Below are 15,036 nucleotides of genomic sequence, written 5' to 3' on the forward strand. Positions count from 1 at the left end.
GCCCGGCCGGAAAGGCTCGTCGCGGTCATCAGGTGGCGGCCCTCTCTCGTGCGGGGTGCGGGGCGGGAACGGGGTCCAGGTCGACCTCGACGAGGGCGGCGGCCGCCAGGGCACGGCGGGCCGCCTTCAGCGGGTCGGGTGCAGCGGCCACCACGCAGGCCAGACGGTCCTGGAACGAGTGCGTGATGCGGATGTCGCGGCCGGGCGCGGTGGTCGCCCGCGCGGCCAGGACGCCGGGGGCCGTGGCGGCCGCGGACAGCCCGCGTACCGACGCCACCCGGCCCTCGCGGGCCGCCATGACGAAGCGCACGGCGGCATGCCCCGCACCGGGGGCGGGCGCCGCCGCCGGGAGGCCCGCGGCCCGGGCCACGACCGCGTCCACCAGGTCCACGCCCAGAGCGGCCCGCACCGCGACCGGGATCATGCCGCCCGCCAGGCGCGGGTTGACCTCGATGACGACCGGGCCGCCGACGGACCAGCGCAGTTCGGTGTGGGCGGCGCCCCAGCCGAGGCCCAGAGCCGTCAGGGCGTGGACGGCCGTCTCGCCCAGCGCGTGGGTCGTGGACTCGGGGGTGGCGGCGGGCACGTCATGGCCGGTCTCCACGAAGTACGGGGCCGGGCCGACGTGTTTGGCGACCACGGTGACGACCCGGCCGTCGAAGGTCTCGACCGAGAACTCCGGTCCGTCCACCGCCTCCTCGACCAGGATGCGGGTGTGCGCGCCGTCGTCCAGGAGCCGGTGGGCCCAGTGACGGGTGTCGTCCGCGTGACGGCACAGGCGTACGCCGACCGAGCCCGAGCCGCTGACCGGTTTGAGCACGACGGGGTAGCCGAGGGACTCGGCCGCGGCGACGGCCGCCGCGGCATCCGTGACGGCCTGGAACCGCGGCACCGGCACCCCGGCCGCGCGGTGCCGTTCCCTCTGTACGTCCTTGGCGCGGCAGGCCGCCACCGCGTCACCGTCGGGGCCCGGCAGACCGAGCGCCGCGGCGGCGCGGGCCGCTGTCGCGACGTGGTACTCGGAGCTGGAGGTGACCCCCGCGAGACCGCCGGCCGCGGCGAGAGCGGTCAGCGTGCGGAGCACCGCGTCCGGGTCGGAGGTGTCGAGGGTCCTGGTGTCGACGTCGTCCTCGGCGGCGTACGGATACCGTCCGGGGTCGCGGGCGAGCAGCACGGGCCGGAGGCCGCGCGCGCGTGCGGCGGCGCAGAACTCCCGTCCCGTACCGGTGGTGTTGCTCTCCACGAAGGCCATCCAGCCGGCTCTCATCGTGTGCCTCCCGGCGCGTACCGCGCCACGATCCCCTGTGCCTCGGCGTCCAGCCGACGGTGTGCGTCCCGCAGGCGGGCGCGGTGGGAGGCGGCCCACTCCGCGTGGTCGCGCAGGCGGCCGCGCAGGGCGTCCACCGTCTTGCCGCACTCCCCCGGGCCGCCGCCCCTGTTCAGCTCCGCGACGACGTCGCGCAGTGCGGGGAGCGGCGCCCCCGCGGTGAGTGCGGTGTTCCCGGACTCGACCGCCCGGCGCACGGCCGCGCCCACGACGTGGTGCGCGGTGCGGAACGGGACGCCCTGCGCGACCATCCGGTTGGCGACCACGGTCGCGGTCACGAAGCCTTCCGCGGCGCGGGCCTCCATCCGCGCGGCGACCGGGCGCGCCCCGGAGACCAGCACCTGGCCGAGCAGGATCGCGTCCCGTACGGCGGCCAGGGCGGGCCAGGCCGCCGAGACGGCTTCCGTGCCGACCTCGATGGAGTTGGTGAACGGGGTCGACTTCATCGCCGACGCCGCCGCCGTCCACGCGCCGATGGCGAGCGCCGCCTTGGCCTTGACGTGTTCGAGCAGGAACGCGTTGCGTTTCTGCGGCATCGCGGAGCTGCCGCCGACGAGCCGTTCCGGGAAGGCGACGAAGCCGAACTCCTGCGTGCTCCACAGCTGGAGATCCGTGGCCAGCCGGCTGAGGGTGACCGCGGCCGACGCGCTCACGGCGAGAGCGCGCAGCACGGTGTCACGGGCGGCGACCGCGTCGGTGGCGTGCAGCGGCGACGCCGTGAAGCCGAGCAGGAGGGCCGTGCGCTCCGGGTTGATCGGCAGGTCGGTGCCGGCGACGGCGCCCGCGCCCAGGGGGCAGCGGTCCAGTTCGCCGACCGTGTGCCGCAGTGCCGCGAGGTCACGGTCCAGGGCGGCGGCGATGCCCGCCAGGTAGTGGCCGTAGGTCACGGGCATCGCGGGCTGGAAGTGGGTGTGGACGGGCATGACGACCTCGGCGTACGCGCGGGCCCTGGACAGCAGGACGCCTTGCTGGCGCATCAACTGCCCGTGGAGGCCGGAGAGCTCGTCGCGCAGGCGCATCGCCGTCACGGTCGCCTTGATGTCGTTGCGGGAGCGGGCGGTGTGCAGCCTGCCGCCGACGTCCTCCCCCAGTACGGCGGAGAGGTGGCCCTCGTACATGAGGTAGGCGCCGCGCGGGGCGTCCAGGCCCTCCAGTTCGCGGAAGCCGCTCGCCCGCAGTCGCCGTACGGCGTCGATGAGCCGGGCCGCCGCCTCGCCCGGCAGCAGTCCGCACTCGGTGAGCATCACCACGTGGGCGAGGTCGACGGTGGTGATGGGTTCGAGCTCGCGGCGGATCTCGTCGGGGCTCTGTTCGCCGTAGACGAGGCGACGGGTGCGGGGGGCGAGGGTTCCGGTGAGACGGCCGGTGTCCGTGGCCCGGGGGCTCATGACAGGGCCTCTTCCGCCAGCGGGGCGCGCGGGACGACGCCGGGTACCGCGTCGTAGGAACGCCGTCGCCAGACGAGCCGGGACCAGCGCTCCCCCGCGGCTCCGGGCTCGGTGACCTGCGAAGGCCGGGCCGGACGGTCCGCGGTCGTGTGGCCGCCCGCGGCGAGCCAGGCGTCGTCGTAGACCGTGGCCTGGTAGCGGTAGCCCTCGTCGGGGAGCATCACCACACAGGTCCGGTCGGGGTTGCGTCCGGCCCACCAGCGGGCGACCTGGTAGGCGGCGCCGCTGGTGGGGCCCTGGAACAGGGCGTGCCGGGCGTGCAGCGCGCGGGTGCTGGCGTACGCCTCCGCCGCGGACAGCCAGTGCACCTCGTCGAAGACGGCGTGGTCGAGGTTGGCCGGCCACAGGCTGTTGCCGAGGCCGCGCAGCTCGCGCGAGCCGTCCGGCTGGCCGAACAGGACGCTGTGGTGGGTGTCGACGCCGAGCGCGACGGTGTGCGGGGTACGGGTGCGCAGGGCGCGCGTGGTGCCGCACATGGAGCCGCCCGAACCGACGGGGCCGACCAGGCAGTCGACGGTGCCGAGCGTACGCTGCAGCTGCTCGGCGACCGTGCCGTACGAGCGGGGGTTGTCGGGGTTGCTGTACTGCTCGGGGCAGAAGGTGTCGGGCAGTTCGGCCCGGATCTCGGCGAGGCGGTCGAGCCGGGCGGTCTGGTAGCCGCCCACCGGCGCGGGCTCCCGGCAGATCTCGACACGGGCGCCGAGGTCGGTGAGTCGGCGGTACAGATGGGCGTCGATGGCCGGGTCGCTGACCAGGATCAGCTTCCGGCGCATCAGGGCGGCCTGCATGGCCAGGGCGAGTCCGAAGGTGCCGGAGGTGGTCTCCACGATGACCGTGTCGGGGCCCAGCTCACCTCGTTCCCGGGCGCGTTGCAGGATGTAGTGGGCGGGCAGCAGCTTCATCAGGGTGAAGACGGCGCCGTAGAGGTTGGAGCCGATCCGGATGAGGCGCGGCATCATGGTGGCCTCGGTGATCGAGGGGTACGTCGACGTGGCCGGAGGCATGGTGCTCCTGGGATCGTGGGCGGACACGGAGTTCCGGTGGGTGAGGGAAGAGGCTTTCTGTGCGGATATGCGGCTCTTCGGGCGAACACTCCCGTGCGGTCCATGCTGACGCGCGGTCCTGACACGCGGCTGACACCCGTGGCCGGCCCGCCCTGTCAACGGTGTGTCAGCGCGACGCGAGACCATCGCCCGGGCACCGGCGACCGCCGGAGCGCATGACGACCCTTGGGGGCAGGATGCTGTGGACGCAGGTCATGGAACCGCGACCCTTCGCCGAGCGGCGCCTGGTGTGCTTTCCGCACGCCGGCGGTTCGCCCTACTTCTTCCGCGGCTGGAGCAAGGCGCTCCGCGGGCTCGAGGTGCACGCCGTGTGCTATCCGGGGCGTGCCGAGCGTTTCGGGGAGCCGTACGCCACCGCACTCGCGCCGATGGCGCGGGAGATCGCGGCGGAGCTGCTGGCCGTCGACGACTCCCGCCCGCTCGCCCTGTTCGGCCACAGCATGGGCGCGACCGTCGCCTACGAGGCGGCCAGGGCCCTCGAGGCGGCGGGCCGCACCGTGCACCATCTGTTCGCCTCCGGCGCCCGTGCCCCGCAGCTGCACGTTGCGGACCCCGCGACGGCGACCACCTGGGACGAGGCCGCGGTCGTCAGGACCCTGATCGAACTGGGCGGCACCGACCCGGAGCTCCTGGACAACCGCGGGTTCGTGGACCTCGTCCTGCCGTACATCGGCGCCGACTTCCGGATGCTCGCCGCGTACGGGCGGGGTCCCGCCGAGCCGCTCGCCTGCCCGGTCACGGCGCTGGTCGGCGCCGACGACCCCCGGGTGACCGGCGACCAGGTGGCTGCCTGGCGGGAGGTGACCCGGGGACCGTTCCGGGTGCGGACGCTGCCCGGAGGGCACTTCTACCTGGAGCAGGATCCCCCGTACGCGCTGGTGGCCGAGACGCCGGACGCGTCCCGAGGGGGCGCGGGACCGCGGTGACGGACGGCTCCCGCCGGCCGGCCCCCGTCACCGGTCGCGGTACATCTCCGCCAGCAGGAACGCCAGGTCCAGCGACTGCGTGTGATTCAGCCGCGGGTCGCAGGCCGTCTCGTAACGGACCGGCAGGTCCTCCGCCAGGAGGGCGTTGCCGCCGCCGACGCACTCCGTGACGTCGTCGCCGGTCAGCTCGACGTGGATGCCGCCCGGGTGGGTGCCCAGGGCGCGGTGGACCTCCACGAAGCCGCGCAGCTCGTCGAGGACCGTCTCGAAGCGGCGGGTCTTGTGGCCGCTGGGCGCCGTGGTCGTGTTGCCGTGCATCGGGTCGCTGACCCAGCACACCTGGGCCCCCTCGGCGCCGACCTTCTCGACGAGGACCGGCAGCACGTCCCGTACGCGCTCCGCGCCCGCCCGCACCACGAACGTGAGACGGCCCGGCTCGCGGTGCGGGTCGAGGCGGTCGACCAGCCGCAGCACGTCGTCGGCGGCGGCGGACGGGCCGAGCTTCACCGCGATCGGGTTGCTGATCCGGGAGAAGAACTCGACGTGCGCGCCGTCCACTTGGCGGGTGCGCTCCCCGATCCACAGCAGGTGGCCGCTGCCCGCGTGGACGCGGCCCGTCTCCGGGTCGGTGCGGGTGAGCGCCGTCTCGTAGTCCAGGAGCAGCCCTTCGTGGCTCACATAGAACTCGGCGGTGCCGAGCTCCCGGGTGTCGATGCCGCAGGCGTGCATGAAGGCCAGGCTGCGGCCTATCTCGTCGGCGAGTGCCTCGTAGCGCTCCCCGGCGCGTGAGCGGGCGACGAACCCCCGGTTCCAGGCGTGCACCTGGCTCAGGCCGGCGAACCCGCCCGTGGTGAGGGACCGGACCAGGCCGAGGGTGCTCGCCGACGCCTCGTACATGGTGCGCAGGCGGGCCGGGTCGGGCCGGCGGGCCGCGGCGGTGAACTCCAGGCCGTTGACCGCGTCCCCGCGGTACGACGGCAGGGTCACCTCGCCCTGCCGCTCGACGGGGCTGGAGCGCGGTTTGGCGTACTGGCCCGCCATCCTGCCGACCTTGACGACCGGCAGGGCGGTGGCGTGGGTGAGGACCACGGCCATCTGCAGCAGCGTCTTCAGCTTGCGGCGCACGGAGTCGGCGGTCACCTGCGCGAAGGTCTCGGCGCAGTCGCCTCCCTGCAGCAGGATCGCCTCGCCGCGGGCCACGGCCGCCATGCGCTCCCGCAGGTCGGCGCACTCTCGGGCGGTGACCAGCGGTGCCGCGGTGGCCAGCCCGTCGGTGACGTCACGCAGCGCGGCGGGGTCGGGCCAGTCGGGTTGCTGGGCTGCCGGGAACGTACGCCGGAGTTCGGCGAATTCAGCGGTCTGCCTTTCCAGGACTTCCATGGCCGTGCCTTCCCTGTCGGCATCGAATATGCGCCCACTACATATCCGGCCCGGGCATCCGGTCAAGCAATTCGAGAATGGACTGCATCGGCTCCACGGAATTGGTCTGGCCGCGTTCACGGGGCGGTTGATTGACTCTTCCTGCCCATGACACTGAATCGGTGGGGAGTTCGTCTTGAACGAAAAGGGAACCATGGAGGTGCGGATCGCCTGCACCCGTCTGCCCCGGCATGAACCGCTCGCTCTCTACGCCCGGCTGACCGGCGGCCGCCCCTCGGCGGACGTGTTCCTCCTGGAGAGTCCGGCGGGCAGTGCCGAGGACCGGCGCTCGGCGGTCGTCGGCGTCGGGCGGCTGGCCGAGATCCGGGTGTACGACCGGCATCTCGACATCGACGGCGTACCGGCCGTGGCGGCGGCCCTCGCCCGGGCGGCCGGAGCGGCGGGGCTCGTCCGGAACCCGCCGCCGGGCCCGGAGCCCGGCCGGCACCGGCTGCGCTTCACCGGCCGGGACATGCTGTGGGAGGCCCTCGGCCGGGTCCGGGGTGTGTTCGAGGTCGGCGGTGAACTCCCCGCCCAGGGATACGCGTTCGGGTTCCTGTCGTCCTTCGCGTACGAGTCCGCATGGCACATGGAGACGCTGCCCGGGCGGACCGGGGATCCGCAGGGCCCGGACATCACGCTCACGCTCTTCCGGGACACCGTCCGGTACGACGTCGCGGGCGGGGCACCATGTCATCTGCGGGCGCACTGTGCGGAGTTCGCGGGCGCGGAGCCGGCGCCGGACATCGCCGCGGCCGCCGCCGAGGCGGCACGGACCGCCGCCGTCGCACCGCCGGAGGCGCCCGCACCCCGCTCGGTGCACGACAGCGTCGCCCGTGACACGTTCCTGGGCTGGGCGGACCGCTGCCTCGCGCACATCGCGGTCGGCGACCTGTACCAGATCCAGATCGGGCACCGTATCGACGTGGTGACGGACCTGGAGCCGCTCGACGTCTACCGGCGACTGCGCGCGCGGAACCCGTCGCCGTACATGTATCTCGTGCCCGGGGCGGGCGGCACCCTCATCGGCGCGAGCCCGGAGCTGTTCTTCCGGATCGAGCGCGACGACCTCGCCGGGGACGAGATCGTGATGCGGCCCATCGCGGGCACCGCGCCGCGCGGCCCCGACGACGAGGTCAACCGGCGCCGCATCAAGGAGATGCGGGAGTCCGGCAAGGAACAGGCCGAGCACATCATGCTCGTCGACCTGTGCCGCAACGACATCGGCCGGATCAGCCGGCCCAGCACCCAGCCGGTGGACCGGCTCATGGACGTGGAGAGCTTCTCGCACGTCTTCCACCTGGTGTCGACGGTCTCCGGCCGTCTGGAACCGGGCGTCGACGTGTGGCAGGCGGTGCGTGCGACGTTCCCCGCCGGAACCATGACCGGGGCGCCCAAGGTGCGCGCCATGGAGATCATCGACGGCCTGGAGGAAGAGCCTCGCGGCAGCTACGCGGGCGCGGTGGGGCTGATCGACGTACGCGGCTGGTGCGAGCTCGCCCTGTGCATCCGCACGATCGCGTACGACGGGGCCGTCTACTCCACCCAGAGCTCGGCCGGCATCGTCGCCCAGTCGGATCCGGAGGCGGAGTGGCGGGAGACCCTGGCGAAGATGGGCGCGGCGTACTGGGCGCTGACCGGAGAGGAGTTGCTGCCGTGAAGGTGCTGCTGATCGACGCGTACGACAGTTTCGTCCACATCATCGACCAGTACCTGCGCACCCTCGGTGCCGACACCCGGGTCGTCCGCTCCCTGACCCGGACACCCGCCGCCCTGGCGGGGCTCGAGCCGGACGCCGTGGTGCTCGGGCCGGGCCCCGGGCATCCGGCCGACTCGGGGCACGTGGAGCTGGTGCACGAGTTCGCGGGACGGGTGCCGCTGCTCGGGGTGTGCCTGGGGCACCAGGCCATCGGGCTCGCGTACGGCGGACGGATCGAGGTGGCGGAACAGGTGATGCACGGGCGGACCAGCACCGTCCGGCACGACGGGGCGGGGCTGTTCCAGGGGCTGGGGCACACCCTGGAGGCGACCCGGTACCACTCGCTGCTGGTCGCCGAGCCGCTGCCGGAGGAGCTCATGACGACCGCGGTGGCCGCCGATCACGGCTATGTGATGGGGCTGCGGCACCGGACCCTGCCCGTCGAAGGGGTGCAGTTCCACCCGGAGTCCGTGATGACGACGGGCGGGCTGGCCATGATGCGCAACTTCCTGGAGCTCGGCGCCTCCCCGGTCAGCCGATGACCGCGCCCAGCTCCGCGACGGCCTCCCCGATCCCCGTCCTCGGAAGCTGGGCGTGCCCCACCACCAGCGCGGGCGTCCCCTCCCCCGCCCGCGCGTGGAACGCCGCCGCGCCCCGCACCAGGACCGAGCGGCTGAGCGCCCCCGCCACCAGCGCCGCCTCGTCGGTGTGCGGAGGCAGCTGTACGCAGGCGTGCAGTCCGGCCGCCGGTCCCAGGACCCTCGCGCCGGGCAGATGCCGTCGTACCGCCGTCTCCAGGACCTGACGGCGGTCCCGGCAGAGGGAGTTGAGGCGGCGCAGATGACGGTCGTACAGGCCGCTGCGCAGGAACTGCGCGAACGCCAGCTGCGCGAGGCTGTCGGTGCCCAGGTCGTGCCGGGCACGGGCGCGCAGGAGCGGGCCGAGCAGGGCGCGCGGTGCCACGAGCCAGCCCAGGCGCAGGCCGGGGGCGAGCGTCTTGCTGGCGGTGCCCGCGTAGACGACGTGCTCGGGGGCGAGCCGGCGCAGGGCGAGCGGCCGGGGCGTGCCGCGCTCGTACCAGAGGCCGCCGTCGTAGTCGTCCTCCACGATCCAGCCCCCCGTCCTCCGTGCCCACGCCACGAGTTCGGCGCGCCGTCGCGCGGACAGGGTGACGCCGGTCGGGTACTGGTGGGCGGGCGTGACAAGCACCGCACGCACCCCCGAGGCCGCCAGTGCCGTCACGTCGATGCCCTCCGCGTCGACGGGCACCGGGACGGGCCGCAGTCCGCACTCGCGCACGAACCGGCGCTGGCGCGGATGCCCCGGGTCCTCCATGCCCAGGGTGTCCACGCCCAGTTCCGGCAGCGCGGCGCCGAGCAGGCCGAGCGTCTGGGCGAAGCCGGCGACGACCATGATCTGGTCGGGTGTGCTGGGCACGCCGCACACCCGGCCCAGGTAGTGGGCGAGTTCGGTGCGCAGCGCCGGCATCCCGGCGGGCGGCGGGTAGTCGTGGTCGGCCGGGTCCGCGGACCGCAGCGCCCACTGGTAGCAGGTGAGCCAGTCGCGGCGCGGGAAGTGCGGGAACACGGGGGCGTTGGGGCGCAGGTCCCACCGCACGTCCGGCACCCGGCCGTCCTCCAGCAGGGTCGGTACGACCGGCTCGGGCCGCAGATGCCGTACGACACGGGTGCCCGCGCCCTGCACCGCCTCCAGATAGCCCTCGGCCACGAGTTGCCCGTACGCCTCGACGACCACACTCCGCGAGACGCCCAGGTCGTCGGCGAGGCTCCGGCTGGAGGGCAGCCGGCTGCCCGGATGCAGCACTCCGGCGGCGACCTCGCTCTTGATGAACAGCTGGATCTGTGACGTCAGCGGGACGCCGGAGTCCCGGACGACATTCATCGTCGCATGCACGCTGCTCTCATCCCCCTTTCCCTTCCCTTTCCCATTCCGGTTCGGGCGAATTGGACCGCACGAAGGGCGCGGCAGTGGTCTGGAAAGGAGCCGTTTTCTTTCCCAGACTGAAAATGAATCCATTGACGTACGAGGAGATCGCCGTGAACAACTGGCCGACATTGCTGAGCACGTTGCTGGACCGCCGGGACCTGTCCGCGCCGCAGGCCGAGTGGGCGATGGACGAGGCCATGTCCGGCGCGGCGGGCCCGGCACGGCTCGCCGCCCTGATGATGGGCCTGCGCGCGAAGGGCGAGACGGCCGCGGAGATCGAGGGCCTGGCCCGCGGCATGCTCCGGCACGCGGTGCCGCTGCCGGTGCCGGGCCGCTGCCTCGACATCGTGGGGACCGGCGGCGACGGCTCGCACAGCGTGAACATCTCGACGATGTCGGCGCTGGTGGCGGCCGGGGCCGGGGCCCGGATCGTCAAACACGGCAACCGCTCGGCGTCCTCGGCGTGTGGCTCCGCCGATGTGCTGGAGGAGCTGGGGGTGGCGCTCGACCTGCCGGCCGACGAGGTCGCGGCGGTCGTGGAGGACACCGGCATCACGTTCTGCTTCGCCCCGCTGTTCCACCCGGCGATGCGGCATGCCGCCGGGCCGCGCCGCGAACTCGGTATCCGTACCGTGTTCAACGCCCTCGGTCCGCTGACCAATCCGGCACGGCCGGCGGCCCAGGCGATCGGGGTCGCCGACCCGGCGCTCGCCCGGCGCATCGCCGAGGTGCTCGCCGGGCGGGGCACCGACGCGCTGGTGTTCCGCGGCGACGACGGGATGGACGAGCTGACGGTCACCACTACCTCCACCGTGTGGTCGGTCACCGGCGGCGAGGTCCGCCGGGAGTCGTTCGATCCGCGGGACATCGGTGTCCCACGGGCCGCCGCGGGGGCGCTGCGCGGCGGCGACCGGGTGCACAACGCCCGGGTGGCCCGCGAGGTCCTGGCGGGGGCGCGGGGGCCGGTCAGGGATGCCGTCCTGCTGTCCGCGGCGGCGGGACTGGCGGCGTTCGAGGGGGGTACGGCGCCGCTGACGGAACGCCTCGCCTCCGGCCTGGCCCGTGCGGGGCACGCCGTGGATTCGGGGGCGGCGGCGGAGGTGCTGGAACGGTGGGTGGCCGTTTCGGCGGGGCGGGTCGCGTCCCCCGCGTGATCGCCGGGGGGGGCGGGGTCGCGGGGCGGCTGCGGGCCGTGGTCCGTCCTCGCGCAGTTCCCCGCGCCCCTGAACGGGCGTCAGCCCCGCAGCCGCGCGACCGCCGACGCCGCGTCACCGTCGACGACCACCGCCTCCCCCACCAGGACCGCGTCCGCCCCCAGCTCCGCGTACTCCGCCACGTCGGCAGCCACCCGCACCCCCGACTCCGCGACCCGCACGACATCGGCCGGCAGGTACGGGACGACCCGCGCGAACGTCGACCGGTCCACGCTCAGCGTCCGCAGATCGCGTGCGTTGACGCCGATCACCCGCGCCCCCGCCGCGAGCGCCCGCTCGGCCTCCGCCTCGTCGTGGGTCTCCACCAGCGGCGTCAGGCCGATCTCCGTGGCCAGTGCCGACAGATCGGCCAGCAGCGGCTGTTCGAGCGCCGCCACGATCAGCAGCACCAGGTCCGCGCCGTGCGCCCGTGCCTCCCAGACCTGGTACGGGTCCACGACGAAGTCCTTGCGCAGCACCGGCAGGGCGACCCCGGCCCGCACCGCGTCCAGGTCGGCGAGACCGCCGCCGAACCTGCGGCCCTCGGTCAGCACGCTGATCGCGGCCGCGCCGCCCTTCTCGTACTCCGCCGCGAGCCCGGCCGGGTCCGCGATCGTGGCGAGCGGGCCGCGGGAGGGACTCGCGCGCTTCACCTCGGCGATGATCCGGGGGCTCCCGTCCACGGCCCTCAGCAGGGACACGCAGTCCACGCCCGGGCCGCGCGCCGTCGCCCGTCGCCTCAACTCCTCTTCCGGTACGGCGCGTCGGCGCTCCGCGAGGTCCTCGCGCGCCCCCGCCACGATGTCGTCGAGCACGGTCATGCGGCTGATCCCTTCTCGTCTGCTCAGGTCATCGAGACGACGACCTTGCGCGTCCCGGTGAACGCCTCCCGGCCGTGCAGGACGGAGAGGTTGTGGACGATCATCACGTCGCCCTGCTGCCAGGGCTCGATCAGCCGGTGCGCGCGCTGCGCCGCGCGGACCTCGGAGAGGTCCTCGTCGGAGAGGGGCGTGCCGTCGGCGTACGTCACCCAGTGCGGCAGGTCGTCGACCGAGTCGGTCAGCGAGAGGAGCAGCTCGCCCTCGTCGCCGGGGAGGTTGGAGGGGTGCCACTGGTCGGCCTGGTTGAACCAGGTGTCGCGGCCGGTGCGCGGGTTCTTGCGGACCCCCGGGCGGTGCTGGCCGACCCGCAGCCCGCCGTCGGCCGTCCACACGAAGTCGGCACCCGACTCGGTGAGGAACTCCTCGACGACGGCCCGGTCGTCCGTCTCGAACGTGTCCTGCCAGGACTTGCCGAGCCCGGCCCCGCCGTGCAGGTACTGGCGGTAGACCACCCCGGCGGCGAACCGCTCCCGCACCTCCGGGGAGAGCGCGCCGAGCAGGGCCTCGCCGTCACAGACCGGGGTGGCGCCGCCGGTGTCGGGTGCGTCCAGGCAGCAGAAGTACAGCCGTTCGGGCCAACTGCGGGCGTAAGACAGCTCGTTGTGCAGGGTGATGTCGTAGCGCGCGGGATACTCGGTGGAGGTGAAGACACCGTCGGAGAGCGTCTTGCGAGGGGTGTTGCCGCCCCGATAGCTCTCGATGAGGTCGTCGCCGAAGCGGCTGACGGCACCGTGGAACGCGGTGACGTCGGGGATGCCGGCGCCCCGCAGCAGGACCGCACCGTACGCGTCGAGCAGCACCCGCGTCCGGCCGCGCACCTCGTTCCAGCGTGCCTCGTCCCAGGCGTCGGACGGGGTCCCGGTGTACAGGATCGCGAGCGTGGTGCCGCCCGTGGTCCGTGTCTCGTGGCGCATCTCAGCGAACCTCCTCGCCGGCCGGCTCCGCGCGCAGTGCGACGGGCAGGCCGCTGTAGCCCTGGATGAAGTTGGAGTAGAGACGCTGCGGAGGGCCGAGCAGGGTGATGTCGGCGACCATGGCGCGCAGCGCCTCCACCATGGCGTTCACATGGACCCGGCCCAGGAAGGCGCCGAGGCAGAAGTGCGGTCCGTGGCCGAAGACCACGTGCTTGTTGGGGGTGCGGCCGACGTCGAAGGTGTACGGGTCGGTGAAGACGTCCTCGTCGAAGTTGGCGGACGCGTTCCACAGGGTGACCACGTCACCGGCCTTGACGGTACGGTCCCCGATCTCCACGTCGGTGAGGGCGCGGCGCCCGAAGTGCATGGCGGGTGTCGTCCAGCGCAGGATCTCCTCCGTCGCCGACTCCGGGGTGACCTCGCCGCTCTTGAGGCGGCGCCACTGCTCGGGGTTCCCGGCCAGGGCGATGAGCCCGCCGGTGATCGACATCCGGGTCGACTCGTCGCCGCCGAGGATGAGGCTGTAGCTGTTGAGGACGATCTCGTCGTCGGTCAGCGGCCTGCCGCCGATGGTGGCGGTGGCCAGGGTGCTGAGGACGTCGTCGCCCGGCTTCGCCCGGCGTTCGGCGGCGAGTCCGGAGATGTAGAGCAGGATCTCGTTGCGCGCCAGGAGCGACTCGAACTCGCTCTCCTCGGAGCTGTGCCGCGACAGCGTCCGGGTGTTCCACTCGACCAGCTGCGCGCGGTCGGCGGCCGGGATGTCGAGGAGGTCGCCCATGGTGTGCATCGGGATGTGGTCGACGACGTCGGTGACGAAGTCGGTCCGGTCCGCCGCGACGGCGGCGCCGAGCAGGTCACGGGTGTGCCGGTGCACACCGTCCACGACGGGCTCGAGGACACGCGGCGAGAACGACTTCAGCATGAGGTTGCGGATCTCGCGGTGGCGCACCCCGTCGGTGACGGCGAGCATCTTGCCGGCGGCCGAGTCCTCGCCGCGCAGCAGCGTGGTGAGGACGGTGCCCTTCTCGGAGGTGAAACGCTTGTTGTCGCGGTAGACGGCGACCGCGTCCGCGTACCGGGAGATCACCCAGAACCCGGGGCCGGCCGGGCCGGCCGGTTGCCAGTGCACGGGGCTCTCGGTGCGGAACCTGCGCCACATGGCGTGCTGGTCGACGTCGAGGAAGGTCTGCGGGTCGGTGAGGTCGAGCGAGGCGGGGTCGGGCGCCGCCGCGCGTTCTGTGACAGGCATGGTGGGTGTTCCTTACGGCTTCGGGCTCAGGGCTTTCGGAAGCGGCGCAGGCTGAGGGCGCAACAGGCCGCGAAGAGCGCGGTCAGGGTCACCGCGACCACGATCAGCGGGTGCTCGCCCACGAAGCCGGGGCCCGTGGTGGCGGGGTTGCCCCACAGGTCGCGGCAGGCGGCGATGACGGCGCTGACCGGGTTCCACTCGGCGATCGGACGGATGACGCCGGGCATGGACTGCGGGGAGAGGAAGGCGCTGGACAGGAAGGGCAGCACGACGACGATGAACGGCGCGACGACGCTGATCGTCTCGATGCTGCGCAGGGTCGTGGCGAGCAGCACGCCGAGCCACAGCATCACGTAGGTGAAGACCGCGACCAGGGCGAATCCGGCGAGCGTGGGCAGGAGCCCGGTGTGCGAACGCCAGCCGAGCAGCAGCCCGGCCCCGGTGGTGACGGCGAGCGCGGCCAGGGCGACGAGGAAGTCCGCGGCGGTGTGCCCGAGCGGCACGGCGGACCGGCTGATCGGCAGCGAGCGGAACCGGTCGACGATGCCGCCCTGGAGGTCCATCGCCATCGACACGGCCGTCGGTCCCACGCAGGCGAGCCCCACCTGGACGGCGCCGCCGGCGAAGACGTACTCGACGTAGCTGCCGCCGGCGGGCAGCCTGATGGCGTCCCGGAACAGATAGCCGAGCAGCACCATCGACACGAGCGGGTTCAGCACGACGCCGATGGCCCGGCCGGGCCCCCGGCGCAGCCGCCTGAGCCTGCGTCCCAGGACGGCGAGCACCTCGGTCCCGAAGGTCCGGGCTCCGCCCGGCCGGGCCCCGTCGAGGAGGGGATGCGCGACAGAGGCCCGGCCGGGGGTGGGCGCCGCGGGGGGCGGCGCCTGGGGGAGGGTGGTCGTCATGAGGGTTTCCGTTCGTCCGGGGCGGGTTCCGCCGGCCGGCGCGGTGCGGGGGACGTCGGGCCGT

The 15,036-nt window shown here is 73.6% G+C and carries 13 protein-coding genes; 4 read left to right on the top strand and 9 right to left on the bottom strand.

The window, feature by feature from the left end:
• Positions 1 to 28: 28 nt before the first annotated feature.
• Genes ABZ490_RS13085 through ABZ490_RS13095 form a run of 3 tightly spaced genes read right to left on the bottom strand, consistent with a single transcriptional unit; the run spans position 29 to position 3,779 of the window.
• On the bottom strand, positions 29 to 1,267 hold the full coding sequence (locus tag ABZ490_RS13085) for an ATP-grasp domain-containing protein (protein WP_358988599.1): 1,239 nt from the start codon (positions 1,265 to 1,267) through the stop codon (positions 29 to 31).
• Entirely contained in the window at positions 1,264 to 2,715 is a 1,452-nt protein-coding gene (gene argH, locus ABZ490_RS13090; RefSeq protein ID WP_358988601.1) for an argininosuccinate lyase, read from the bottom strand. Before argH ends, ABZ490_RS13085 begins: the two co-directional genes overlap by 4 nt.
• Entirely contained in the window at positions 2,712 to 3,779 is a 1,068-nt protein-coding gene (locus ABZ490_RS13095) for a cysteine synthase family protein (RefSeq protein WP_358988603.1), read from the bottom strand. The genes argH and ABZ490_RS13095 overlap by 4 nt, the downstream gene beginning before the upstream one ends.
• Positions 3,780 to 4,033: 254 nt before the next feature.
• On the opposite strand from ABZ490_RS13095, the gene ABZ490_RS13100 reads away from it, so the two are divergent.
• Complete coding sequence (locus tag ABZ490_RS13100) at positions 4,034 to 4,765, top strand: alpha/beta fold hydrolase (RefSeq protein WP_358988605.1); 732 nt, start codon at positions 4,034 to 4,036, stop codon at positions 4,763 to 4,765.
• A 27-nt stretch (positions 4,766 to 4,792) separates the two neighbouring features.
• On the opposite strand, the gene ABZ490_RS13105 is transcribed toward ABZ490_RS13100, so the two are convergent.
• Positions 4,793 to 6,145: a class II 3-deoxy-7-phosphoheptulonate synthase gene (locus ABZ490_RS13105; protein ID WP_358988608.1), complete on the bottom strand. Its 1,353-nt coding sequence runs from the start codon at positions 6,143 to 6,145 to the stop codon at positions 4,793 to 4,795.
• A gap of 175 nt (positions 6,146 to 6,320) precedes the next feature.
• Between ABZ490_RS13105 and ABZ490_RS13110 the strand changes: the two genes are divergently transcribed.
• Positions 6,321 to 7,844 carry an anthranilate synthase component I family protein gene (locus ABZ490_RS13110; protein ID WP_358988609.1) on the top strand — a complete coding sequence of 508 codons (1,524 nt, stop codon included), beginning with the start codon at positions 6,321 to 6,323 and terminating at the stop codon, positions 7,842 to 7,844.
• Positions 7,841 to 8,425: an aminodeoxychorismate/anthranilate synthase component II gene (locus tag ABZ490_RS13115; RefSeq protein WP_358988611.1), complete on the top strand. Its 585-nt coding sequence runs from the start codon at positions 7,841 to 7,843 to the stop codon at positions 8,423 to 8,425. The genes ABZ490_RS13110 and ABZ490_RS13115 overlap by 4 nt, the downstream gene beginning before the upstream one ends.
• On the opposite strand, the gene ABZ490_RS13120 is transcribed toward ABZ490_RS13115, so the two are convergent.
• Complete coding sequence (locus ABZ490_RS13120; protein WP_358988613.1) at positions 8,415 to 9,797, bottom strand: PLP-dependent aminotransferase family protein; 1,383 nt, start codon at positions 9,795 to 9,797, stop codon at positions 8,415 to 8,417. The two genes, ABZ490_RS13115 and ABZ490_RS13120, sit on opposite strands and share 11 nt — an antisense overlap.
• Before the next feature lie 113 nt (positions 9,798 to 9,910).
• Here ABZ490_RS13120 and trpD point away from each other — a divergent pair, with 113 nt between their 5' ends.
• Complete coding sequence (gene trpD / locus ABZ490_RS13125) at positions 9,911 to 10,984, top strand: anthranilate phosphoribosyltransferase (RefSeq protein WP_358988616.1); 1,074 nt, start codon at positions 9,911 to 9,913, stop codon at positions 10,982 to 10,984.
• 80 nt (positions 10,985 to 11,064) lie between these two features.
• Here trpD and trpC read toward each other — a convergent pair whose 3' ends face one another.
• From trpC to ABZ490_RS13145, 4 genes are read right to left on the bottom strand one after another with little or no spacing between them, the layout of a single operon-like run.
• Positions 11,065 to 11,844 carry an indole-3-glycerol phosphate synthase TrpC gene (gene trpC, locus ABZ490_RS13130; protein ID WP_358988618.1) on the bottom strand — a complete coding sequence of 260 codons (780 nt, stop codon included), beginning with the start codon at positions 11,842 to 11,844 and terminating at the stop codon, positions 11,065 to 11,067.
• 23 nt (positions 11,845 to 11,867) lie between these two features.
• The gene (locus ABZ490_RS13135; protein ID WP_358988620.1) at positions 11,868 to 12,818 is read right to left on the bottom strand and encodes a TauD/TfdA family dioxygenase; all 951 of its coding nucleotides are present in this window, start codon (positions 12,816 to 12,818) and stop codon (positions 11,868 to 11,870) included.
• A 1-nt stretch (position 12,819) separates the two neighbouring features.
• Positions 12,820 to 14,067 carry a cytochrome P450 gene (locus ABZ490_RS13140; RefSeq protein ID WP_358988622.1) on the bottom strand — a complete coding sequence of 416 codons (1,248 nt, stop codon included), beginning with the start codon at positions 14,065 to 14,067 and terminating at the stop codon, positions 12,820 to 12,822.
• A 26-nt stretch (positions 14,068 to 14,093) separates the two neighbouring features.
• On the bottom strand, positions 14,094 to 14,972 hold the full coding sequence (locus tag ABZ490_RS13145) for an ABC transporter permease (RefSeq protein WP_358988625.1): 879 nt from the start codon (positions 14,970 to 14,972) through the stop codon (positions 14,094 to 14,096).
• Positions 14,973 to 15,036 lie beyond the last annotated feature (64 nt).

It is taken from the genome of Streptomyces sp. NPDC005811 (assembly GCF_040630405.1).
Classification (GTDB): Bacteria; Actinomycetota; Actinomycetes; order Streptomycetales; family Streptomycetaceae; genus Streptomyces.